22 protein-coding genes and 1 riboswitch are annotated in these 23,459 nt (G+C 50.7%); of the genes, 14 read left to right on the top strand and 8 right to left on the bottom strand.

Annotated features, from left to right (window positions below):
* Window positions 1–2: 2 nt before the first annotated feature.
* The 4 genes from ABC502_RS18255 (at window position 3) to ABC502_RS18240 (ending at window position 5,863) form a co-directional block, all read left to right on the top strand.
* On the top strand, window positions 3–1,724 hold the full coding sequence (locus ABC502_RS18255) for an AAA family ATPase (RefSeq protein ID WP_345916883.1): 1,722 nt from the start codon (window positions 3–5) through the stop codon (window positions 1,722–1,724).
* Entirely contained in the window at window positions 1,721–2,530 is an 810-nt protein-coding gene (locus ABC502_RS18250) for a hypothetical protein (protein ID WP_345916882.1), read from the top strand. Before ABC502_RS18255 ends, ABC502_RS18250 begins: the two co-directional genes overlap by 4 nt.
* A 9-nt stretch (window positions 2,531–2,539) precedes the next feature.
* Complete coding sequence (locus ABC502_RS18245; RefSeq protein WP_345916881.1) at window positions 2,540–4,063, top strand: class I SAM-dependent DNA methyltransferase; 1,524 nt, start codon at window positions 2,540–2,542, stop codon at window positions 4,061–4,063.
* A 126-nt stretch (window positions 4,064–4,189) separates the two neighbouring features.
* Window positions 4,190–5,863, top strand: coding sequence for a DUF262 domain-containing protein (locus tag ABC502_RS18240; protein WP_345916880.1), 1,674 nt, complete (start codon window positions 4,190–4,192; stop codon window positions 5,861–5,863).
* Window positions 5,864–6,062: 199 nt separating this feature from the next.
* On the opposite strand, the gene ABC502_RS18235 is transcribed toward ABC502_RS18240, so the two are convergent.
* Window positions 6,063–7,280 carry a tyrosine-type recombinase/integrase gene (locus ABC502_RS18235; RefSeq protein ID WP_345916879.1) on the bottom strand — a complete coding sequence of 406 codons (1,218 nt, stop codon included), beginning with the start codon at window positions 7,278–7,280 and terminating at the stop codon, window positions 6,063–6,065.
* 198 nt (window positions 7,281–7,478) lie between these two features.
* A complete protein-coding gene (locus tag ABC502_RS18230) occupies window positions 7,479–8,339 on the bottom strand; it encodes a YicC/YloC family endoribonuclease (protein ID WP_330087212.1) in 861 nt (286 codons plus the stop codon).
* A 138-nt stretch (window positions 8,340–8,477) separates the two neighbouring features.
* Here ABC502_RS18230 and rph point away from each other — a divergent pair, with 138 nt between their 5' ends.
* From rph to ABC502_RS18215, 3 genes are all read left to right on the top strand, one after another.
* Window positions 8,478–9,191, top strand: a complete 714-nt coding sequence (gene rph, locus ABC502_RS18225; RefSeq protein ID WP_345916878.1) for a ribonuclease PH — start codon at window positions 8,478–8,480, stop codon at window positions 9,189–9,191.
* 10 nt (window positions 9,192–9,201) lie between these two features.
* Window positions 9,202–9,846, top strand: a complete 645-nt coding sequence (pyrE, locus tag ABC502_RS18220) for an orotate phosphoribosyltransferase (protein WP_345916877.1) — start codon at window positions 9,202–9,204, stop codon at window positions 9,844–9,846.
* A gap of 103 nt (window positions 9,847–9,949) precedes the next feature.
* Window positions 9,950–10,324, top strand: a complete 375-nt coding sequence (locus ABC502_RS18215; protein ID WP_330128888.1) for a diacylglycerol kinase — start codon at window positions 9,950–9,952, stop codon at window positions 10,322–10,324.
* A gap of 55 nt (window positions 10,325–10,379) precedes the next feature.
* On the opposite strand, the gene dut is transcribed toward ABC502_RS18215, so the two are convergent.
* Both dut and coaBC read right to left on the bottom strand, forming a co-directional pair.
* The gene (gene dut, locus ABC502_RS18210; RefSeq protein ID WP_305943695.1) at window positions 10,380–10,838 is read right to left on the bottom strand and encodes a dUTP diphosphatase; all 459 of its coding nucleotides are present in this window, start codon (window positions 10,836–10,838) and stop codon (window positions 10,380–10,382) included.
* An 18-nt stretch (window positions 10,839–10,856) separates the two neighbouring features.
* The gene (gene coaBC, locus ABC502_RS18205; RefSeq protein ID WP_345916876.1) at window positions 10,857–12,086 is read right to left on the bottom strand and encodes a bifunctional phosphopantothenoylcysteine decarboxylase/phosphopantothenate--cysteine ligase CoaBC; all 1,230 of its coding nucleotides are present in this window, start codon (window positions 12,084–12,086) and stop codon (window positions 10,857–10,859) included.
* Between the two features lie 94 nt (window positions 12,087–12,180).
* Here coaBC and radC point away from each other — a divergent pair, with 94 nt between their 5' ends.
* The 5 genes from radC to mutM all read left to right on the top strand — a co-directional run bounded on the left by radC (window position 12,181) and on the right by mutM (window position 14,850).
* Window positions 12,181–12,855 carry a DNA repair protein RadC gene (gene radC / locus ABC502_RS18200; protein WP_330087218.1) on the top strand — a complete coding sequence of 225 codons (675 nt, stop codon included), beginning with the start codon at window positions 12,181–12,183 and terminating at the stop codon, window positions 12,853–12,855.
* Window positions 12,856–13,043: 188 nt separating this feature from the next.
* Window positions 13,044–13,280, top strand: coding sequence for a 50S ribosomal protein L28 (rpmB, locus tag ABC502_RS18195; RefSeq protein WP_091339331.1), 237 nt, complete (start codon window positions 13,044–13,046; stop codon window positions 13,278–13,280).
* Window positions 13,281–13,291: 11 nt separating this feature from the next.
* Window positions 13,292–13,447, top strand: coding sequence for a 50S ribosomal protein L33 (gene rpmG / locus ABC502_RS18190; protein WP_008219722.1), 156 nt, complete (start codon window positions 13,292–13,294; stop codon window positions 13,445–13,447).
* Between the two features lie 123 nt (window positions 13,448–13,570).
* Window positions 13,571–14,041, top strand: a complete 471-nt coding sequence (locus ABC502_RS18185; RefSeq protein WP_330087219.1) for a hypothetical protein — start codon at window positions 13,571–13,573, stop codon at window positions 14,039–14,041.
* Window positions 14,041–14,850 carry a bifunctional DNA-formamidopyrimidine glycosylase/DNA-(apurinic or apyrimidinic site) lyase gene (gene mutM / locus ABC502_RS18180; protein ID WP_330087220.1) on the top strand — a complete coding sequence of 270 codons (810 nt, stop codon included), beginning with the start codon at window positions 14,041–14,043 and terminating at the stop codon, window positions 14,848–14,850. The genes ABC502_RS18185 and mutM overlap by 1 nt, the downstream gene beginning before the upstream one ends.
* Window position 14,851: 1 nt before the next feature.
* Here the strand turns inward: mutM and ABC502_RS18175 are convergent, their stop codons facing one another.
* Genes ABC502_RS18175 through ABC502_RS18165 form a run of 3 tightly spaced genes read right to left on the bottom strand, consistent with a single transcriptional unit; the run spans window position 14,852 to window position 18,196 of the window.
* Complete coding sequence (locus tag ABC502_RS18175; RefSeq protein WP_345916875.1) at window positions 14,852–16,474, bottom strand: BamA/TamA family outer membrane protein; 1,623 nt, start codon at window positions 16,472–16,474, stop codon at window positions 14,852–14,854.
* An 18-nt stretch (window positions 16,475–16,492) separates the two neighbouring features.
* On the bottom strand, window positions 16,493–17,365 hold the full coding sequence (locus ABC502_RS18170; protein WP_345916874.1) for a mechanosensitive ion channel family protein: 873 nt from the start codon (window positions 17,363–17,365) through the stop codon (window positions 16,493–16,495).
* A 12-nt stretch (window positions 17,366–17,377) separates the two neighbouring features.
* Window positions 17,378–18,196, bottom strand: a complete 819-nt coding sequence (locus ABC502_RS18165) for a hypothetical protein (RefSeq protein ID WP_345916873.1) — start codon at window positions 18,194–18,196, stop codon at window positions 17,378–17,380.
* A gap of 285 nt (window positions 18,197–18,481) precedes the next feature.
* Between ABC502_RS18165 and mgtE the strand changes: the two genes are divergently transcribed.
* On the top strand, window positions 18,482–19,825 hold the full coding sequence (gene mgtE / locus ABC502_RS18160; RefSeq protein ID WP_345916872.1) for a magnesium transporter: 1,344 nt from the start codon (window positions 18,482–18,484) through the stop codon (window positions 19,823–19,825).
* Here the strand turns inward: mgtE and ABC502_RS18155 are convergent, their stop codons facing one another.
* Window positions 19,826–21,082 (bottom strand): ectonucleotide pyrophosphatase/phosphodiesterase, encoded by a 1,257-nt coding sequence (locus ABC502_RS18155; protein ID WP_345916871.1) that lies wholly within the window; start codon window positions 21,080–21,082, stop codon window positions 19,826–19,828. It lies immediately after the preceding gene.
* Window positions 21,083–21,231: 149 nt separating this feature from the next.
* Window positions 21,232–21,342: riboswitch (TPP riboswitch) on the top strand.
* Here ABC502_RS18155 and ABC502_RS18150 point away from each other — a divergent pair.
* Entirely contained in the window at window positions 21,325–23,454 is a 2,130-nt protein-coding gene (locus tag ABC502_RS18150) for a TonB-dependent receptor (RefSeq protein ID WP_345916870.1), read from the top strand. Its footprint overlaps the riboswitch before it by 18 nt.
* The last annotated feature ends 5 nt before the right edge of the window (window positions 23,455–23,459 follow it).

The raw sequence follows: 23,459 nt of genomic DNA, 5'->3' as shown, positions 1-23,459 counted from the left end.
GCATGAAGATCGATTGGTTGCGCTTAGAAAACTTTAAGAATCTTAAAGACTTTGAAGTTGATTTTTCTTTGAATACCGAGCGGCAGGTCATTATTGGGCGTAATGGTGTCGGTAAATCCAACATTCTTGAAGCGATAGCCTGGATATTTCGCGATCTCGATTTGGCAGAAGAGTCTGATTTTGAATACAGCATTAAGTACAAATGCCGAAATCGCTATATAAAAATAGTTTCAAGTGGTGAGTCATCAAAAAAACCAAAGCGCAAAAGTGTTCGCAAAGAGAATGTACAGCGATATAAGCGTCAGTATTGGATCATTAATAACGTGGAACTCATAAAAGGTAAATCAACTGAAGAAGTTGAGTCGCTGTTTACAGAGCTAACTGAGAGTGAGTTTAACCAACGAAATCAGCCAATAACAAACACTAAAGGCGAAACAAAATTTAGTGAAGAACGCTTGCTACCAGATTACGTGTTTGGATATTACTCGGGGATATCTGCGAGGTTTAACCAGGCTTTTGAAGATCACGAACGAAGTTACTATGAAGCACAAAAAGAAGGTGAAGAAGCCGCTTTGCGTACGATGTTTCTAGCGAAGCCGCACCATAGCCAGTTTTCTTTATTGTCGTTTTTTGCACAGAAAGATCCAGAAGCTGAAAAATTCTTAAAAGAAGAATTTGGTATTGAGCATCTTTCCTCAGTGTTATTCAAGTTGCAAGAGCCATATTGGAGCACCTCGACTAAAAAGAATACCTTAAAAGCTCAGAAAAAAGACCGCCGTTTCTGGGGAGCTGCCGGCAAAGTCGATCCCTTTTTGGACAAGTTATTTGCTGAAGCCTTGTTCCCAATGGGAGGCAGTGAACGAAAGGAAATATCTTTTAAACAAACCAAAACAGGTGAAATGCGTTACTGCTTTTTACCCAGTGAACAAAGTGTCTTGGCGTTAGCCGAAGGCTTAGATGCAAAGGTATTTTTCTCCCGTCTTGAAAGTACGATTTTTAGTGACCTGCTAAGCCTGGATGGTGATGGCCTGAAAATTCGAGTTAAGTTAACTGATGTTGATACTCCAATCACTTTCAAAGAAATGAGCGAGGGTGAGCAACAGCTGTTGACCATTATTGGCTTAATGCGTTTTACCCAACAAGATGAAGGCTTATTTCTGTTAGATGAGCCAGATACACACTTAAACCCGGCTTGGTGCTTAGATTTATTAAAGAACCTTAGAGAATACGGTGTCGACCCCAAAAACAGCCAAATTTTAATTACCACGCACAGCCCACTTACTTTTGCAGGTTTAGACAAGCACGAAGTTGTGATTGTAGACAAAAACTCTGATGGTCAAATTTATAGCTATCACCCAACCACCGCTCCAAAGGGTATGGGCTTCCAAGCGATACTAACCAGTGATTTCTTTAAGTTACGTTCGACCTTGGATAGGGATACTCTGAAGTTGCTTGATGAAAAACGTGAGCTGGGTTTAAAAGAAGACAAAACTGATGCTGATCGCCAAAGACTTCATGACTTGAACATTATCCTTGGCAAGCTTGATTTTTCGCATGCAGCCCGTGACCCATTGTATTTAGAGTACATAAGGGCGATGACTGAAGCTCAAAAGGAATTGCCGGAGATTGCTAACGCCACTCCTGACCATGAATCTTGGGAAATTCGCAAAAGAATTGCTGCGAATATTGCAAAAAAATTGATGGCGAAGAGGTCTGAATTTTGAAGTACATAGACAAAAGACAACTTCAAAGATTGGCTGACTTAACAGATATAAACACTGCAAAAGCGGAGATAAAAGCGTTAGCCCCTGCACAACGTAGTTCTTTTATTGACGATAACGGTGGACGTTGGTCTGATCTAAAGTTTGCCTTGTGGACTTTAGGGAATATGAAATGCTGGTACTCAGAGGCAGTTCTTCAGCAGCAGGAAGGACACGTAGAGCATTACAGACCTAAGAAAAAGCCACATGGATTGAACGGTGTAGCTCATTCCGGCTATTGGTGGCGAGCTTTTGATTGGACTAATTTTCGTTTATCTCATCCAACTAGTAACGTTCGAATTACTGATTATCTAACGGGAAAGAAAGTTGGGAAAGGAGCATACTTTCCTCTGCGTGATGGAGATGTAAGAGCTGTAGATGAAGCGAGTGAAAGGCATGAACATCCTGTTCTATTGGATCCGACAGTGATTGGTGATTGCAAGTTAATTTGTTTCGATACTAATGATGGTAAGCCACTCGCTACTTTTTCTGTGCAACAAGATCCATGGAAGAACGAAAGAGCCATTCAATCAATAGCGTTTTATCATCTCGATGAAGGGACATGGAATTATCAACGGAAAGACTTGATGGATGAGGTAGGTATTCTGTGCGACCGATTAATTGAAGCCGAAAGCTCACCTAACAGAGATCAGGCACATTGTGATCAATTAACCGAAGAATTGGTTAGTTATATTAACGAGCATAAACCATTCACTGCAGCTTGTACTCAAGTAATTAAAGAAAAAGGATTAATTGAGGCAGTAAGCTAGAGAACCAAAATGAATAATATTAGTACTACAGAAATTGTAAACCGTGTATGGAACTATGCCCACGTGCTGCGTGATGAAGGCGTGGGCTATGGCGATTACGTCGAGCAGCTAACTTACCTTATTTTTCTAAAAATGACAGCAGAGCGTGCTGCTGGCGGGCAAGAAGCTGAAAGCTTAGCAACCGAGCGCTGGAAGCTGCTGATTAAGCTTGATGGCGCAGAGCTTGAAACCGAATACCGCAAAACACTTGAAATGCTTGGTGGCCAAAAGGGCACACTGGGTACTATTTTCCGAAAAGCACAAAATAAAATCCAAGACCCCGCTAAGCTTGAGCGGTTGATTGACATGATCAATAAAGAATCATGGTCAACGCTTAGTATTGATGTAAAAGGTGCCATATACGAAGGCTTGCTACAAAAGGGTGCTGAGAGTGAGAAAAAAGGCGCTGGTCAGTATTTTACGCCGCGCCCAATTATCGAAGCTATTGTCGATGTGATGCAACCACAGCCAATGCAAATCATTGCTGATCCTGCATGCGGTACAGGCGGCTTTTTAACAGTAGCGCATGACTACATTGTAAAGAACACTGAACGCCCGTTATCAAAAAAAGAAGCGCGCTTTTTAAAAGAGGAAGCTTTTCGGGGTAATGATATTTCTGATTCGGTGGCGCGCCTTTGCGCAATGAACCTGTACCTGCATGGTATTGGTACCGATGAATGCCCAATTTCGACTTCAGACGCTCTAGCAAAAGAGGTTGGCGACAATAAAGTTGATATGGTGTTGGCTAACCCACCGTTTGGCAAGAAAAGCTCTATTACGGTTATTAGTGAGAAATCAGGCAAGCTAGAAAAAGAAAAGCTGACGTACGAGCGCTCTGACTTCTGGGCTGATACCTCAAATAAACAATTAAACTTTGTGCAGCACATCGGCAATATGTTGCGGGTCGGCACTGGCAAGGCGGCGGTTGTTTTGCCTGATAACGTGTTATTTGAAGGCGGTACAGGGGAAACTATCCGCAAAGTACTGTTAAATCGGTTTAACTTACATACCATTTTGCGGTTACCCACTGGTATTTTCTACGCTCAGGGGGTAAAGGCGAATGTACTATTTTTTGATGCAATGCCAGCTTCAAAAGAACCATGGACAAAAAGCGTATGGGTATATGACTACCGCACCAACGTGCACAAAACACTGAAAGCGAACAAGTTAACTCGCACTGACTTCGATGAGTTTGTTGCACTGTTTTGCGCCGAAGATAAGAAAAAGCGCATCTCAAATTGGCAAGAAAACCCACGCGAAGAAGATGGGGGCCCTGGCCCGGATGGTCGCTGGCGCGAGTTTAGTTATGATGAAATTATTGCCAGAGATAAAACCAATCTGGATATTACCTGGTTAAAAGATGAGTCGTTAGAACACAGTGACAACTTGCAACCACCCGCTGTTATCGCCAGTGAAATTGTTGAGTTGCTGACTGCAGCACTTGAAGAGTTTAAAAGCGTTGAAGACTCCCTTGTCGAAGAGGATGAAGTTTAAGCTTTGCTTGGCTCAAAGGTTAACTTTTACTCTTAGTTAGCTGAATCAATCTCGACATTGGTGGCTTTTTCGCCATTACGCTTTTTAAAAGCTCAGGAAAAAGTATGTACTTTATAAGGACGTTACATGAGTAAGAAAATTACCGGTGCAGAGTACCCATTGGGCAAAATTTTTAGCTCAGACTTTGATTATGAGATACCGCCGTATCAGCGCCCTTATGCCTGGACAACTGAGCAGGCTGGCGAGTTGTTTGACGATCTTTACGATTTTTATCGGCATGAAAAGGAAGATAGTTATTTTCTTGGCAGTATAGTACTGATTAAGTCGGAAAATGCCCCCCATTCGCAAGTGATTGACGGCCAGCAACGCCTTACAACCCTCACCATCATGATTGCTGCGCTGACGTCATTATTGAGCGGTGAGAATAGGGAAGAGTGTTTTGCTTATATTCAGGAGCCCGGTAAGAAGCTGCAGGGGATATCAGCCAAACCACGCTTGGCTCTGCGTTTGCGTGACCGCGATTTTTTTGCCAATATGGTGCAAAAATTAGACTTTGATGGGTTGGCACAACTTGATAATGCGCAACTTGAAAATGAGTCACAACAGAACATCAAAGCTAATGCTATTTTCTTGTTGAGCAAGCTGCGAAGTAAGTTTACTACTGAAGACATGTTGATTGATTTTGGCATGTTTTTAATGACCAGATGCTTTCTGGTTGTGGTTTCAACACCCAGCCAGCAATCGGCTTTCCGGGTGTTTTCGGTGCTTAATAATCGTGGTATGGATTTATTGCCCAGTGACATTATTAAAGCCGAAGCTATAGGGAAAATAGCGGAGTCGAAGCGTGCTGGTTTTAACGATCGCTGGGAAGAAATTGAAGTAGATGTTGGCCGGGACGGGTTAAATGACCTGCTTGGTTTTATTCGAATGATCTACGCCAAGTCAAAGGCTAAACGTGCTTTGCTGGAAGAGTTCAAAGAGTATGTGTTAGCCAAAGTGGTTTCTGCCGAAGAGCTAATTGATAAAGTTATCGAACCTTATGCCAACGCTTACATGGATGCGAAGTTTGCTAATTATGAATCATCAGAAAATGCGGGTGACATTAATCAGCTTTTTACCTGGCTAAACCGTATTGATAACTCTGACTGGATCCCGGTTGCCATTAGTTACCTGGCTAAACACGGTAAAAACTCAGCTGCTGTATTGCAGTTCGTTACTAAACTAGAGCGTTTAGCCGCGCAGATGCACATTTGTGCCGCCAATATAAATCAACGTATTGATCGTTACGCCAAAGTATTGGCTGAAATCGAAGCAACGCATAGTACAAGCCTAACATCGATAGAACTAACGTCTTCTGAAAAAGATGCATTTGTCACTGCCCTCAAGGATGATGTATACACGCTTACGGCAAGGCGCAGAAATTACCTAATCCTACGACTGGATTCTTTTGTTACCGATGGGGTGGCATCATACACCCACAACATTCTGACCATTGAGCATGTGCTACCGCAGACTGTTAGCCCCGACTCAGAGTGGGTCAGATGGTTCCCGGACGTTTTAGATAGATTCGTTTGGGTGCACAAGTTAGCGAATTTAGTACCACTAACGCAAAGCAGAAACTCTTATGCGTCGAACTATGATTTTGAGCGAAAGAAGTCGGCGTATTTTACTGGTCGCTCTGGTGTAACATCTTTTGCTTTAACCTCACAGGTACTGCAAGAGAAAGAGTGGACTCAAGAAGTATTAGAGCTGCGTCAGCAACGACTTGTTGGCATTTGCAAACAGAAGTGGGATCTATAAACACATGTAAGTCATTGATACTGCTAAAACAGCTACGCACTAGCGGAGCAGATAACCAAGCTATTCAAATGGCCTGTAGCTGTTTTTGGACTGATGCTATTTAACAATAGCAGTCGGTTATGCCGGCAATTAAGCAGTTTTACCATGTTGGCTGAACTTGGCACCTATAACTTAGCAACACGCACAGGGCCTGAGATTCCTATACGATAATTATGGATTCCAGTTTATCAGCTAAAAGTGCTAGTGCTTCTCTCCGCTCCTCAAAATAATCATGCTGATTGTAAATGCCTTCAACGCCTCTAAGCTTATGGTTTAAGCACCGCTCTGCCACATGGCCAGGTACGCCCAGTTGTGCCAGCAGGGTACGGCAGGTGCGGCGCAGGTCGTGCACGGTAAAGTGTGCGATATCACCCATTTTGTTGGGTGGCTGTTTCTTTTTGCCGGCCTCATGGCCGAACAGCTTGGTGATGGCTCGATTCAGGGTATCCGGCCCCATGAACGGGCGTTTGCTGCTGCGCCGGTTGGGAAACACGTAGGGCGACCCTGCAGCCCTGATCTGCAATTCTTTAAACCAATCGATGCATAACTCTGGCAGTGGGATACTGATGCCCACACCGGATTTGCTGCGCTCTTTTGGCAACTCCCACACTCCCACCTCTAAATCGATCTCTTGCCAACTGGCTTCTGTAAGCTCGCTTTTGCGCACGCCCAGCGTGAGCAGCAGTGCACAGGCCAGGTAGTTCTCTCTGGCAAAACTATCCTTATTTTCCCGAAAAACTTCAAACACGCGTGTTAGTTCTGCCATGTTGAGCGCCCGATCCTTGCTTTGCTCTACGCCACCAGCATCGCTGACCGTAAAGGCGCTGGCTGGGTTGGCACCCACCACATCCAGCTTTATGCCGTGGTTAAACAGTTGCTTTAAGTAGAGCAGGGCATCGTTAGCGATGGTTGGCCGGCCAGAGTCGGTGATGGTTTCGATAATGTACTGAATGTCCCGCGCTACCACTTTGCTGGGGGCGGCAGTACCAATATGCGGCGCGATGTCTTTGCGGTAAACCCGTTCCGGGATGTTGTGGTGCTTCAGCCGTTTAACATTGCCTTTGTGCCATTCGGCAAATAAGTCATCGACGGTGTGCAGTTTATGCTGCTTGGCGCGCTGTTTCAGAAACAGTGGATCTACTTTTTCCACCACCAGATGCTTTTTTTGCGTCACCGCCTCGGCTCGCGCTTCAGACAATGACATATGGGCACACTGGCCTAGTGTCATTTCCCGACGTTTGCCGCTAGCGGTATATCGCAGAAACCAAAATGATTTACCCGATTTGGGTACGCATAAATAAAGGCCTTCACCATCCGCGTACCGGCCAGGCTTACCCTTTATTAAGGATTCAACTTTCTTTGCAGTAAGGCTACCCATAGTCCCTCTCAAATCAGTCAGTTACACGCAGGTGATTTTACCCACCAATGACCATCTGAAATAGTCTAGCATACTCACCACTTTACCCACCAGTTATGCTTGGCTTTCGGTGGGTGAAGGTGGATTTGTGTGGACTATGGTTTACCTTAAGTTGTTGATATTTATTTTGTAATGTGCTTTTATGGATGCCGGTAGATATTACTCAATATTCTGAATCTGCTCCCGCATCTGTTCAATCAATACCTTAAGCTCCACCGCAGCATTGGTGATCTCGGTGCTAATGGACTTGGACGACAGAGTGTTGGCCTCGCGGTTGAACTCCTGCATCATAAAATCCAAACGCCGGCCGCAGGCGCCGCCTTTTTTTAGCGTATGGCGGCTTTCTTTGATATGGGCTTCCAGCCTATCCAGCTCTTCGGCTACATCGGATTTTTGTGCCAAAAAGGCCATTTCCTGCTCCAGCCGGCTTTGGTCCAGCTCGCTTTGAATGTCTTTTAACCGGTTGGTGATGCGATCGCGCTGCCATTGCATGGCAACGGGCAGGTGGGCGCGCACAGTGGTAACGTGTTCGCTGATTTGGCTTAAGCGGTTTTCAATCAGCTCGGCCATGGCTTTGCCTTCGCGCGCCCGACTGGCGATAAAGTCATTCAGTGCCAGTTGGAAGCCTTCGAGCAAGTCACTTTGCACTGCATCCAAATCGGCCTGAGGGGTATCCATCACGCCTGGCCAGCGCAGTACGTCCATAATATTGAGCTGAGCACCGTTGGCCTGACTTTGCAGCGCATTGGCATGGTTAATCAATTGGCTGGCCAGTTGCTGGTTGATTTGCAGCTCGGTAACGGCTTCGTTGATGCTGTAGCGCAGGCTGACTTCGATTTTACCGCGCTGCAGCTGCTGGCGCAGGGTTTCGCGCAATTTGGTTTCCAGACTGCGAAACTGTTCTGGCAAACGGAAAAAGGTTTCCAGGTAGCGCTGATTGACCGAGCGGATTTCCCACTGGGCATTGCCCCAGTTGGCTTGAATGTCGTGACGGGCGAAGGCGGTCATGCTGTGGATCATGGGCTGGTTTCCAATCGGAGCTGAAAACGCCAGTATACCTGAATGCAAGTCGTGCTGTCAGCTTAGGTGCAACTTGACCGGCATTCGGTATAATAGCACTACAACTTATCGACGATTACATCCAGCAGGAGAGATGCCATGCGTCCCAGCGGCCGAACCGCCAGTCAGATCCGCCCTTTAACCTTTACCCGCCAGTTTACCGCCCATGCCGAAGGCTCGGTGCTGGTGGAGTTTGGCCACACCAAAGTAATTTGTACTGCCAGTGTGGTGGAAGGGGTGCCGCGTTTTATGAAAGGCCAGGGCAAAGGCTGGGTAACGGCTGAATATGGCATGTTGCCACGTGCGACCCATACCCGTAATGATCGTGAGGCCGCTCGTGGCAAGCAAGGTGGTCGCACCATGGAAATTCAGCGGCTGATTGGCCGTGCCCTGCGCACGGCGGTGGATTTAAAGCTGCTGGGTGAGAATACCATCACCATCGATTGTGATGTGATCCAGGCCGATGGCGGCACCCGCACGGCTTCAATTACCGGTGCTTGTGTCGCTCTGGTGGATGCGCTGAACTTTATGCGGGCTAAAGGCATCATCAAAACCAATCCACTAAAATACATGGTGGCTGCGGTCTCGGTTGGCGTTTATAAAGGCACTGCAGTGGCCGATCTGGATTACGACGAAGACTCCAATGCCGAAACCGATATGAATGTGGTGATGACGGAAACCGGCAAAATCATTGAAGTGCAAGGCACGGCTGAAACCGAGCCATTTAGTTTTGATGAAATGCAGGAAATGATGGAGCTGGCGCGTCACGCCATTCGCGATATCGTTGATGAGCAAAAGCGGGTGCTGGCGTAAGGAGCTTGGGATGAAAGACTTTCAGCGTGAGTTTATTGAATTTGCCCTGTCGCGTCAGGTGCTGAAGTTTGGCCAGTTTACCTTAAAGTCCGGCCGCATCAGCCCGTACTTCTTCAATGCCGGTTTGTTTAATACCGGCGGCGATCTAGCCAAGCTGGGCCGCTTTTATGCTGCGGCGCTGCAGGACAGTGGCATCGAATTCGATCTGCTGTTTGGCCCGGCCTACAAAGGCATTCCGATTGCCACCACCACGGCTGTGGCGCTGGCCGATCATTACCAGCGCGACCTGCCGTACTGCTTTAACCGCAAAGAAGCCAAAACCCATGGTGAAGGTGGCAGCCTGGTTGGCGCCCCTTTGCAGGGCCGGGTGATGCTGGTAGACGATGTCATCACCGCTGGTACCGCCATTCGTGAGTCGATGCAGATCATCGCTTCCGCTGGTGCTACCTTAACGGGCGTGCTGATTGCGCTGGACCGGCAAGAGCGCGGCAAGGCTGAGTTGTCGGCGATTCAGGAAGTAGAGCGCGACTTTACTACTAAGGTGATTTCCATCATTAACCTGACCGACTTGATCAGTTACCTGGCCGATCAACCGCAAATGGCAGAGCACCTGACCGCGGTACAGGCCTATCGCGCTGAATACGGTGTGGCGTAAGCGGTTGTTTGCACTGTCATTCGGTGTTCATCTGGGCGCTGTAAGCTGAGTCCGATTAAGGCTTACAGCACTGCGTCAGAGCAGACTTTTTCAAGGGAAAGCCATGGAAAAACCAAATGGTCAGGGACTGGGCCGGGTGATCAAAGCGGCCAAATGCTCGATGCAGGGCTTTGCTGCCACCTGGCGGCATGAAGCGGCGTTTCGCCAGGAAGCCGTGTTGGCGATCCTGTCGGTGCCTCTGGCAGCCTGGCTGGCGCAGAGTTTTCTGCAGTTTGTGCTGTTGATTGGCGTCTGGTGTCTGGTACTGATTGTTGAGCTTTTGAACTCTGCGATTGAAACCCTGACCGATCGGGTCAGCCTGGAGCGGCACGAGTTATCGGGCCGGGCCAAGGATATGGGCTCGGCGGCGGTGTTTTTAAGCCTGGTATTGGTTGCTTTGGTCTGGGGCAGTGCGCTTTACAGCCGGTTTTGGGGCTGACACGAAGACCCAAAGCCGGCCTTCGTGTTCGTTCTATTTACTCTCTACGCCCTGACTAGCTACGCCCTGAGTGGCCAAAACCACCTTCGCCGCGCGCGCTTTCGTCAAAACTTTCCACCAGATTAAACTCCGCCTGTACCACAGGCACAAACACCAGTTGCGCCATGCGCTCACCAGGCTCAATGGTAAAGCTGCTGTGGCCGCGGTTCCATACCGACACCATCAACTGGCCCTGATAATCCGAGTCAATCAACCCCACCAGATTGCCCAGCACAATACCGTGCTTATGGCCAAGGCCAGAGCGTGGCAAAATGGTGGCACAGAGATTAGGGTCGCCAATATGGATGGCGAGGCCGGTTGGGATGAGCTCGGTCTGGCCAGGCTCCAGCGTGATGGCGCTATCGAGCAAAGCGCGCAGATCCAGGCCGGCAGAGCCTGGCGTGGCGTAAGCGGGTAGTGGAAACTCGCTGCCAATGCGCGGGTCGAGAATTTTCAAATCAATGGCTTTTTTCATGGTGCTAGTGTAGTTCCGTTAAGGTAAAGGCTGTTGTTGCTGAATACGCTGAGCAATCAGCTCCAGAATGGCTGCAGCCAACGCAGTTTTAGGCTGGCGCTCCAGCGCGAGTTCACCCGCTTGCCAGTAGGCGGTGATGGCATTATGTTCGCTGTGAAACCCCTGCTCTTTTGATGACACATCGTTGGCACAAATCAGATCCAGCTTTTTGCGCTGCAGTTTGTCCTTGGCATAGCTGGCCAGATTTTCGGTTTCTGCAGCAAAGCCAACGGTGAAAGGGCGCTGATAGGTCAGGGCCGCCACATCGGCAATGATGTCCGGGTTTTTAACCAGTGTCAGTGTCAGCTCATCGTTGCTGCTGGTCTTTTTCATTTTCTGCTCGGCGACTTCGGCCACCCGGTAATCGGCAACGGCGGCGCAGCCAATAAAAATGTCGGCCGCACTGGCGCGCTGCATCACCGCTGTGTGCATCTGCTGCGCCGATTGTACGTCAATGCGCTCGACCCCGGCAGGGGTTGCCAGATTAACCGGCCCGGTGACCAGCTGCACTTTGGCGCCGGCTTTGGCGGCGGCTTCGGCTAGTGCAAAGCCCATCTTGCCGGAGCTGTGGTTGCTTAAAAAGCGCACCGGATCGATGGCCTCGCGGGTGGGGCCTGCAGTGATCAAAATCGTCTTTCCATGCAAGGCGGGTAGCACTGGCGCTTGCAGCTGCTCTAAAGCTGCGACCAGCTCTAATGGCTCCAACATCCGGCCCGGGCCGACATCACCACAGGCTTGTTCACCTGCCGCCGGTCCTGCGATGTGAAATTTTCGTTCTTTCAGTGTTGCTATATTGTGCTGTGTTGCGCTATTTTTATACATCTGCTGGTTCATGGCTGGCGCAACCATGACTGGAGCACTGCTAGCCAGTACACAGGTGGTCAGTAAGTCATTGGCGAGGCCATGGGCCAGCCGGGCAATCAGATCGGCGCTGGCCGGCGCTATCAGAATGCAGCTGGCCCATTTCGCCAGCTCAATATGGCCCATGGCTGCTTCTGCCGCTGGGTCCAGCAGGCTGGAGCTGACCGGGTTGCCAGACAGAGCCTGCAAAGTAAGCGGGGTAATAAAGTGGCTGCCGCCTTCGGTCAGGATCACCCGTACTTCGGCACCGCGCTCTTTTAAACGCCGGATCAGATCGGCACTTTTGTACGCGGCGATGCCGCCGCTGATGCCCAGTAAGATCCGCTGGCCGCTGAGAGTAGTTTGCATGCTGTGAAGTCCGTTGGCTGAAACTGGGCTAAAGATAGCATGAAACGACCCCTGACTTCAGCTGCTAAAGACGCATTTCACACAAGGAGGAAGCATGGCAATCAGGGACTGGCCAGCCGAAGAGCGGCCCAGAGAAAAGTTACTACAACGTGGAGCTACTGCCTTATCGGATGCCGAATTACTGGCGATCTTTTTGCGCACTGGCTTGCCGGGGATGTCGGCGGTAGAACTGGCGCGCAGCTTACTGGCAGATTTTGGCTCGCTGAAAGCCCTGATGCAGGCACCGCTGCCGCGTTTTTGTGAAGGCAAAGGGCTGGGCATGGCCAAGTACGTACAGCTGCAGGCGGTGATGGAGCTAAGCCAGCGCTGTTTGCAGCAGAGCCTGCAGCACGAAGCCGTCTTTACCGAGCCTTCGTTGGTGAAACGCTATCTAAGCCAGCAACTTCATCACGAGAGCAGGGAAGTTTTTCAGGTGCTGTATCTGGACAACCAGCACCGCTTGCTTAAATCCGAGCCATTGTTTTATGGCACCATCGATGCCTCGCCGGTGTATCCGCGGGTGGTGGTGCAACAGGCATTAAAGTACAATGCCGCCGCGCTGATCCTGGCTCACAACCACCCATCCGGCGTGGCTGAACCGAGCAGGGCGGATCGCAGCATTACCAGTCGGATCCAGCAGGCGCTGCAGTTGGTGGATATCCGGGTGCTCGATCATCTGGTGGTTGGTGATGGCGAGGTGGTGTCCTTTGCTGAGCGGGGTTGGATCTAGCTGGATCCCCTCAAGGATCTGCGATCGTACTAAATTGCTGCAAACGAGCGGTTCACGGATGAATTTGCTTGAATTCGGACCACCTTTCGTGTATAAATTGCGCCCTCTTACGTTTTCAGAGCCGCCTTCCTTGGCCAGAAGGCAGATAAAACGCTCGAGCAAGCAGTTATTTTTTGGAGAGATACGACATGTCAAAAGTATGCCAAGTGACCGGCAAACGACCTATTACTGGTAATAACAGGTCTCATGCCAACAACGCAACCAAGCGCCGTTTCCTGCCTAACCTGCAAACGCACCGTTTCTGGGTTGAAAGTGAAAATCGTTTCGTCAAACTGCGCCTGTCTACCAAAGGCATGCGTATTATTGATAAGAATGGCATCGATTCAGTTTTGGCTGATCTGCGTGCCAAAGGTCTGAAAGTTTAAGGATTACGACGATGCGCGATAAAATTCGTTTAGTATCATCTGCTGGCACTGGTTTCTTCTACACCACCACGAAGAACAAGCGTACCATGCCTGAGAAGATGGAAATCAAAAAGTTTGATCCTAAAGTGCGTAAGCACGTGATTTTCAAAGAAGCGAAAATCAAGTAATCAAACGTTCTGAAAGAACCCGGCCTGGCCGGGTTTTTTTCTGCCTGCAATTTGTTGCTGTTAGCTGAAGTATGATTGGCTGTGGTAGACTTTTCGTTATTCACCATCAGGCAGGTTTTTTTCATGTTGCCAAAACTTTCCCGTCGTGCCTGGAATAATGTACTGATTTTTGCCGTGCTATTGCTGATGTTTTTGCTGTATGGCACACCACAGCGGTTGGCGGATTTAAAGCACCGCAATACCAGCTTACTGGGCGAGCAACAACTGCTGAGCATTGAGTTTGCCAGTGTGCGTATCAGCCGTTCACCACAAGGTTGGCAGCTGGTGCCGGCCCGGTCGGATCTGCAGCCTTTGGTAGATCGCACTATAGCCATCTGGCAGCAGCAATTGCTGGCCGATGGTGAGCGCAGCGTGTCACCCTTACCGGAGCCGTTAACCCAGGCTCAACTGGTGCTTGCTGGTCAGGGGGAACCGATAATCTGGGTCCTGTCTTTGTCCGATCAGCAGTTTTATTTAAGCCCTTCGCATCGTCGTTTGTATTATCCCATTCGTGCGGCTGAAGCCGAGTTGTTATTTCCGGCGGAGTTTCGTTAATGCCTGAATTGCCTGAAGTAGAAGTCTCCTGTCTTGGTATTCGCCCCCATTTAGCTGGTCAACTGTTGCAGCGGGTGGTGGTACGTCAGCGTCAGCTGCGCTGGCCGATACCGGATGATGTATTGGCACTAAAGGATGAACCCATCCTGGGTGTGACACGCCGTGCTAAGTATTTGCTGATTGAACTGCCACAAGGCAGTATCTTGCTGCATCTTGGTATGTCCGGGCACTTGAAAGTGTTGCCGCAAAGCACGGTCGCCGGTAAGCATGATCATGTTGACTTTGTGCTCGGCAGTGGTCAGTTGCTGCGACTCAATGATACCCGGCGTTTTGGTGCTGTGCTGTGGCAAGCCAAGGATGAACCGCACCCAATGCTGCAGGCACTTGGCCCAGAACCGCTGACCGAGCTCTTTGATGCACAGCTGCTGTGGCAGCAGGCACAAAAGCGCAGCAGCGCCATCAAGCTGGTGCTGATGGACAACAAGGTGGTGGTTGGGGTGGGCAATATCTACGCCAATGAAGCCTTGTTTAAAGCGGGTATTTTGCCAAGCCGTCCGGCTAAGTCTTTGTCTATACACGAATGCGAGCGTCTGGTGCAGGAGGTTAAGCAAACCCTGGCACAAGCCATTGCGCAGGGCGGCACTACGCTGCGTGATTTTAGCCAGTCCGATGGCAAGCCTGGCTATTTTAAACAGGAGTTGTTGGTGTATGGCCGGGGCGGCCTGCCGTGTTTGCGTTGTGGCGCAGAGTTAGCGGAGATCCGGTTAGGACAACGCAGCACGGTGTTTTGCCAAAGTTGTCAGAGCTGACTTAAAAACGACGCTTGGCCATAGCGCGAAACTGCCAGCTATCCAGCCCTGGCTCGCTACGCAGCGGTTTGGCCAAATCCAGATGCACCATGGTACCGCGGCTGGAGTATTTGGAGAGCAGTCGAACACCCCCCCCAACGCCAAACAGCAGTTGATCGCTGGCTTCACTGCTTTGCCAGGGATCGTCCCAGGCCCGGCCTGCATCGACAAAGCCGGCAAAACCAACATCAAACAACCGTAAAATAGACCAGGGTGTGTAGTAACGGTACTCGCCGCTGGCTACCCAAAGCTTTTGGCCACGTTGAAAATAAAGCGGATAGGCCCGCATGCCATTATCACCGCCCAATTGATGCAGTTCATCCCGATACATTTCCCGGCCAAGCTCCAGATGAAAGCGGGCTGCCAGGCTGCTTTGGTCGGTCAGGTGGTGCACCAATAACCAGTGACTGCTAAGCTCGCGACGGGAAGGCTCATCACTTTGCCATTGCTGCTTGAAGTGATGTTCTGTCAGCAGCCAGCTGCCAGGTTTGATGGTCCAGTTTTTCTCCAGCCGACTGCTTAGTTGCCAGCCATTGGCATCAGCACCCAGCCAATCGGTGAGGCGTGCCAGCTGCAGCGTCCATTGCCAGCCAAAATTAATGTCTTCAGTCCGGTTGAACTGATTGATTTGATACAGCTTTTGGTAATCGGACTGCAGCCATTGATACTCCAGCCAGAGCGCGGATAAATCCCGATCAAGCGGTAAGCCATTCTGGGTATCCAGATTGCTGGCAAATTGCTGCTCATGCAGCCGAAGTCCCAGCAGCAGCCGTTGTGCGCTGTAGGTGCTGGCATACAAGCTAAAACCAAGATAGCTTTGTAGCCAGTTCCGTTTGCTGTCGTAGCGGTTGCTTTCTTCTCCTCGCTGGTATTCCCGTAGTTCTTCTTTGTGTTTTTCCAGCTCAAAGCCCATGGCCCAGGGGGAGCTGATACGATAAAAGGGGCGTTCAACCGCTAACAAATAGCTTTCGCCATCGGAATTATCTGCGTACTGCAGCGCGCTGCTCCAATGGCTGCCAAACATATTGGGGGAAGCGAAGCTTAGCAAATAGCCGGTTCGCTCACTGTCTTTGGCGTAATCGAGCTGCAACTGATTACCGGTACCCAGCAGATTATCCTCGGCAATACCGATGGAGTATTGGGAGACTCCGCCTTCGTGTTTGAAATCAATTTTTGGTAATAAGGACCAGTTGTCCCAGCTTTCAACCAGCACATCCACCTGATGCGATTCGCTGCAGTAATGGCTGATACTGACTTTGGCTTCACGTAGATAGCGCCGGCTTCGCAATAAGCGCTCGGTCTCTTCAAGCTCGGCCAGGCTAAGTTTATCGCCCTCAGCAAATAATAAGTCCTGTTGCAGCGTATCTTCCCGGGTGATGATGTGGCTGTAGTTGGCAAAGCGATGCAGCCAGAAGGTGCCCGGCTCGTTCAGATCGAACACATTGCTGGCATCAAAATCAATGGAGCGGATACGAATATCGCCCCGCTCGGGCAATGCATCGGTATTTTCCAGCAGTTGGCAGTCACTGGCCTGCACCGCACTGGCGAGCAGGCAAGCCCCACTCAGCAGAGTTAGCCCCCGCATACAGACCCCTTTCTTGGCTCAGGGGCTGATATCGGCATCATCACCTGCTTTGTCTGCTTTGTCTGCTTTGGCCGGAACAATGGTAATTGGAAAAGGTGCGGTTTCGCTGCCGGCATACAAAGAGCGGTGTGGGAACGGAATTTCAATACCGGCGGCATCAAATGCATTTTTTACCTCTTCCTGCAGGCTGTTGCGTAAGTCACGGAAGTTTTCCCGCTTGGTCCAGACTGAAAATTGAATGTTCAGGCTGGAATCGCCAAAGCCATTGAAAACGAATAAAGGTGATGGCTCGTCCAGGCACAGTGGATTGGCATCTGCCACTGTCATCAACAGCTCTCGAACCTGTTTGATACTTTCTTTATAGGCGACACCTAGCTGTAAATCAAAGCGCCGGATGGGAAAGCGGGTCAGATTGGTCATTTGTGACTTAATCAGGCTTTCATTCGGGATGCGAACAAATAAGTTATCAAAGGTACGGAGTTTCACTGAGAGTAAGTCGATGGACAGCACTTCACCCGTGGTTTCGCCCACCTTGATCACGTCTCCTAGCTGGAAAGGTTTTTCGCCAATTAAAAACAAGCCGCTGATCAGATTCGATGCTGAGGTTTGTGAGGCAAAGCCAATAGCGACGGTCAGCACACCGGCGGCGCCCAGCAATACGCCTAAGCTAAAGCCCAGCTCTTTAAGCACCGACGCCAGAAATAAGGACAGCACCAGCCAGTACACCAGGCGTTTTAATAGTACCTGATGGTGGGGCGTCAGATTTTTACTTAGCCGAATGGTAAGCCTGGCTAACAGATGGGCCACCAACAAGCCGGTAAAAAACAACAGAGCAGCCCGCAAACCTGTCACTACGTGATGATGCTCCAGCCATTGCAGTACGATGTCCATTACTTACTCCTGTTAATCGCTGAAGATGCCGGCAAAAGCTCGCACCAAGGCGTTTTTTTCTGCCAGTTCTCTTGGCTCAGTGATACGCTGAGCAGCCTTGATGCCTAATGGTAACTTGCGTTCAATTTTCAGCTTGGCCAAGGGTTGATCTGCTTGATGCACCAGGGTCACCGCCTCTGTCCAGAGGGTATGGTCGCTCCGGGCAAACAGCGACAACAGCGGCACCGGCAAACTGACTTTATCGATACTCAGAATGGTTTTGTCCTGATTGCTGATGGTCAGAGGGGTGACTGCACGGTGGGGACGAAGCGGCACTTCATCCAGGCTATGGCGGGCATGGGTTTTGGCGGCGTAGCAAAGCTCTCCAATGCGAGTGGAGGGGCCAAACCAGGTATCAGATAAACGCAGTACCGGCCATTCCTGCAATTGAATATCGTTGCCAAGCAGCAAGCGCACACACAGGGGGGTGCTGATGTAAAAGTCGATGCTTTCGCCAGGCGGGATCAGCACCGGCTGGCGGGTTTTTACCACCACAGGTCTGTCCATTAATCTTGGTTGCAGTCGGAAATCGAGCGGCGCTTTGCGAAACACATAGCGTTGAAAGGAGATAGTGTCTGGTCGTCCATCCAGCGGCATTTGCACCACCTGATGCAACAGCTCAGTGTCCGGGTGGCGTTGATGGCCTACCAGCCATTCACCAGGCATGCGCTCCAGATAAATCGACAAAGGACCAATGCCAAGGTGCCAGCAGCCTTGCTCGCTCAGACGGCGTGGTTGCCACCAGTCGGCTAAAGGGACTGTATCGGATGCGTGCAGCTCAGTCTGTACCATGCCATCTTCTCCTTGGGGGAATGCAGCTATCTTAGCAAGCAGCGGCTGGAAAAAGAATAGGGGGCTCAATAACTTCAACTGCTAGGTGGTTGTGCTAACTGCCGTTAGGCACTAAAATAAGCAGGTGTTTAGATACCTTGTGCGGAGCACATTCCAGCGATGGACGTACCCAGTTGCAGGCCTGGCCTGATGACATTTCCTAACTTTTACCACAGCCTTCCGGTAAGCTGATTTCACTCACCAACCCCTTACCGGAGCTGACAGATCACGTTGTAAGGGGGCATCATGGAACTGCCGGTTTTAGTAAATACCATTCGTCTGGCGCTGGAGTCAGACAGCCTGTATGAACTGCGTGAGCAGTTTGAGGACATCCACCCGGCTGATTTGGCTGCCGCCTTTGGCGAGTTTGAACCACAATCCGTGTGGGAGCTGCTGTCCACTTTGCCCCGGGCCGAGCAGGCCGAGGTTTTTGGCTACCTGCCACCTGAAACCCAGGTGACCCTGGCTATTTCCATCAGTCGGCGCAAACTTTCACCCATCATCCGGCAAATGTCGTCGGATGAGCGGGCTGACTTGTTTAACCGCCTAACCGAAGAACAACAGGAAACCTTGTTGCCCGCATTGGCACAGGCTGAGCGCGATGATTTGCGTTTACTGGCTTCCTATGAGGAAGGTACAGCTGGTGCGGTGATGACGTCGGATTATGCCTCACTAGCCCCCGATCTGACGGTGCGAGAAGCCATTGAAGTGTTGCGCAAAGAGGCACCGGATAAAGAAACCATTTATCAGTCCTATGTGGTGGATAAAGAGCGCCGTTTAATTGGGGTAATTTCATTAAAAGAGCTGATCCTGGCCCCTGTGGGCATGCAAATTCACGAGCTGATGACCTACGAGCCGATTTTTGGCCAGGTCGATATGCCGCAGGAAGAAGTCTCGGTACTGATTTCAAAATACGACTTGCTGGCCTTGCCCATTGTCAATCAGGAGATGCAGCTGGTCGGTATTGTCACCTACGATGATGCGATGGACGTAGCGGCCGAAGAAGCCACCGAAGACTTTCACAAAACGGCCACCATCGGCAAGCTGGACAGCAGCGTGAAAGATGCGGCTATTAACCTGCTGTACCGCAAGCGGGTGGGCTGGCTGGTACTGCTGGTATTTGGCAACCTGTTTTCCGGTGCCGGCATTGCTTATTACGAAGAGACCATTTCCAGTTACCTGGTGTTGCTGTTTTTCCTGCCCTTGTTAATTGCCAGTAGTGGTAATGCCGGAGCTCAGGCCGGTACCCTAATGGTGCGGGCACTGGCAACTGGTGATGTGGCGTTAAAAGACTGGGGCCGGATGCTGGGGCGGGAAATCGTGATTTCCACTTTACTAGGGGTAACCATGGCGCTGGCAGTCGCCTCCATTGGCTGGTGGCGTGGCGGCTACGATATTGCCTTGGTGGTGGCTGCTACCATGACACTGGTGGTGATTGCCGGCAGTCTGATTGGTATGTCGCTGCCGTTTTTGCTCAGTCGTTTTAACCTGGACCCGGCCACAGCCAGTGGCCCGCTGATCACCTCGATTGCCGATGTCGCGGGCGTGCTGATTTATTTTTCCATTGCTACCTGGTATTTGGGGCTCTAGCTATTCGCTACGAAGCAACAGTGGGATCACGGCCGGGTCGCCATCGTGCGGCGCCGGCGTAAGCCCTAAAATTTCCGTCATCACCTGGTACAAATCCACCATTCGTACCTGCTCTATCCGGGTGTGTGTTTTAAAGCTGGGACCATGGGCGATGAGCAAGGCTTGCATTGCGGGCTCTTTATTGTCGTAGCCATGGCTGCCGCGTGGCTCACGGTAGGTAGGGGCCTTGATCATATCGGGCAGCCAACTGCGTCGTACCAGGATCCAGTCAATCTCGGCCAGTACATGCAAGGGAGCAATGCGGCGATGGTTTTGAAAATGAAAACGCTCCGGCATCTCGGATTTGCGCAGCAAGCGGGCCTGCGGTGGCAGGTTTGCTTTCAGTTGCTGGTAAATCACCTCTTTTTGCCCGTCTTTTGGAAATATACTCACCAACTCGCGGGAATAGCGTACATAGTGAGCCAACTCCGGGTCGAAGGCCTGATCAATGACAATATGCCTGGTTTGATCCACTTCAGCCATGCCGTGATCCGAGGTGATGAGCAAATCCACCTGCTCAAGCAGCCCCAGCTCGGTCAGTCCAGCTACCAGATAGCCAATTTCTGCATCAATGTCCTGCATGGCCTGACGTACCTGATTGGAGTTGGGACCATGCATATGGCCCATAGAGTCGACATCGCTAAAGTACAGCGTGATGATGCGCGGTCGCTCGGCAACTGGCAATTGCAGCCACTCTAATACGGTCTCTACCCGCTGTCGGTTGGAAACATCACCATCGTAGGGGAACCAGTAGCTTGGACGTACCCCTTTAATTGCGGCCTCAGAGCCAGGGAAAAAGTAGGTGGCGGCTACCTGGCCTTGTTGTTCAGCGGTGACCCAAATCGGCTCACCGCCCCACCAGCGGGCGTTACCGACTTCCTCTTTATCGCTCATGGTAAAGCGGGCATCAAATTCAGGATCGTACATGCCATTATCAATCACGCCATGATTCTCGGGGTGCAGGCCAGTCACCAGTGAGTAATGGTTGGGAAAAGTTTTACTGGGAAACACCGGCTGCAGCGCATCCGCCACCAGGCCTGCCCGGGCCAGCGCATTCAGATGGGGGCTGGGGTAACGCTGCAGATAGCTGGGATGGGCGCCATCGATAGAGATTAAAATAATCGTAGGCGGCAGCGGTGCAGTGGTGTTGCTGGTCGGGACACTGCTACAGGCGCTGAGGAAAGGCAGTAGTACCAGTAATAACAAGTAGTTTTTCAAAATAATACCCTAATAAAACAGCGGGGTTTTCCCCGGCATAGAAAGACAGTTGGATTGATTTTAGTCGGGCTGTATGAAAGTTGTAAGACAAAAGCGTTTAGTGGTTGGTGGAGCAGGATTGCCAGCTGGTGCGAAAATCGTTACACTGCCGGCCTACCAGGGGGTGTGCTCTATTTGTACAGAGTGCTGAGATGCTTAATGGCGAACCCCAAGAACCTGATCCGGATCATGCCGGCGGAGGGATGGTGTTGCTGACCCCTTTTGCGCGGATGATCCCTTTACCGGAGACCACCATGCGCTGTCGTTATTCCGTTGTTGCTGCCTGTATCCTTGCCTCCTTTGGTGGTGTTGCTGAAGAATCCATTGAACGCCTGGAAGTGCAGGGTGATTTTCGGCGTTTATCGGTACAAAACATTGCCGGCAGCATTGCGGTGCTCTCAACCGACGATATGCAGCGTAGCTCGGCGCAACATCTTGATGACGTACTGAATCAGTTAGCCAATGTGAACTTTGCTGCTGGCGCATCACGCGGCCGCTTTGTGCAAATGCGCGGCATCGGCGAGCGCAGCGAGTTTATTGATGTGATCAATCCTTCGGTTGGTGTGCTGATTGATGGCATTGATTACTCTGGCCTGGGCATCAGCAGCATCGCTCATGCCGAGCAACTGGAAGTGTTTCGTGGCCCGGAGGCCACCCGCTTTGGTACCAATGCCATGGCAGGCATGCTAAACCTGACTTCGAAACAGCCGGATTTTCGCCGCGATGGCGCGGTCAGTGCTACTTTGGCCAATTACAACAGCTGGCAGCTAAGCGGTATGGTCAGCGATGCCATCAGCGAGCAGCTGGCCTTTAGCCTGACGCTGGACAAACAAGTCTCAGATGGCTTTATCGAAAATACCTATTTAAACCGCAAAGATACCAACGACATTGATGAGCTGACTGCCCGCGGCCGGCTGTTGTATCGCCACAGCGACCAGCTGCAGTGGCAACTGATTGCCCACGTCATAGAGCAGAACAATGGCTACGATGCGTTTTCGCTTGATAGAAACCGTACCACCTTATCGGATGAACCCGGCAAAGACAAGCTCAGCAGCAAGGCGCTGGCGCTGCGCTCGGATTACAACGGTTTAGGCGGAGTGGATCTGATGTGGCAGCTAAGCTGGTTATCAGCCGATTCGGATTACAGTTTTGATGAAGACTGGTCTTTCGTGGGGATTCGTCCAGGTTGGGAATACTCTTATTTTGACCGTTATCTGCGTTCCCGCGAGCAGTGGACGCTGGATTACCGTCTGGTATCGGATGATGAAGGGCGTATTGGCGAGCACACCGACTGGGTGCTGGGGTTCTATGCCAGCGGCCGTGAGCTGGATTTGCAGCGTTTGCGCCGGGCCGGCTCTGAATTCCGTCAGTTCGACAGCAGTTTGTACCGCGATAATTTGGCACTCTATGGTGAAACCAGCACTGCGTTATCTGAGCAAGTCACTCTGATTGTGGGTGGTCGTGTCGAGCGGTATAAAGATGAGTACACAGATAGTGGTGAGCTAGGCATTAAACAACAGCATACCATGTGGGGTGGCAAGCTCAGCCTGAACTTCCAGGCCAGTGAGCAGGCGATGATCTATACCTTGTTGTCACGTGGCTACAAGGTGGGAGGGGTGAACGGTGAGGCCCTGTCCCGTGCTGGTGATGATGGTTTTGCGTCCTTGTTGCAGCAGGCAACATTCGAGCCGGAAACTCTGGTGAACGCCGAGTTTGGTGTGAAAGGGGCGGCTATTGATGGCAGTCTGGTTACCCGGGTGGCAGCTTTTCATATGTGGCGGGATGCTATGCAGGTGAAAGGTTGGCTGAACCCGGACCTGGGCCCGGAGTTTGCCGGTTTTATCGACAATGCTGGTCGTGGCCGCAATTACGGTATTGAGATGGAAAACCGCATTGTGCTGCATCCAAGCTTTACCCTGCATGTCAATGCAGGGCTATTGAAATCCAAGCTGGGCCCTTATGTGACGCAAAGTGGTCTGGATATGACCGGGCGCGATCAGGCCCATGCCCCGCGTTTTACTTACCAATTGGCTGGCGACTGGTTTTTAACCGAGCAGTTGACGCTGCAGGCCAGTGTGCAGGGCAAAAGCGGCTTCTATTACTCCGATGGCCACAATGCCCGCTCGACCAGCTCAGAGCTGGTGAATCTTCGCCTGACCTATCAGCTGGAGCAGTGGCAGTTTGCACTTTGGTCGCGCAATGCCTTGGATAAAGATCAGGCGGTCCGTGGTTTTTACTTTGGCAATGATCCACGTGATGAATACGCACCTCATACCTATGAGCAATGGGGGGAGCCGCGCCGCTTTGGTGTGACTGCCAGTTATCAATTTTAACAGCA

It is taken from the genome of Alkalimonas sp. NCh-2, from assembly GCF_039631345.1.
GTDB lineage: Bacteria > Pseudomonadota > Gammaproteobacteria > Enterobacterales > Alteromonadaceae > Alkalimonas > Alkalimonas mucilaginosa.
Note: the sequence above shows the minus strand (reverse complement) of the source record. Positions and strands in the feature narration are given on the sequence as shown.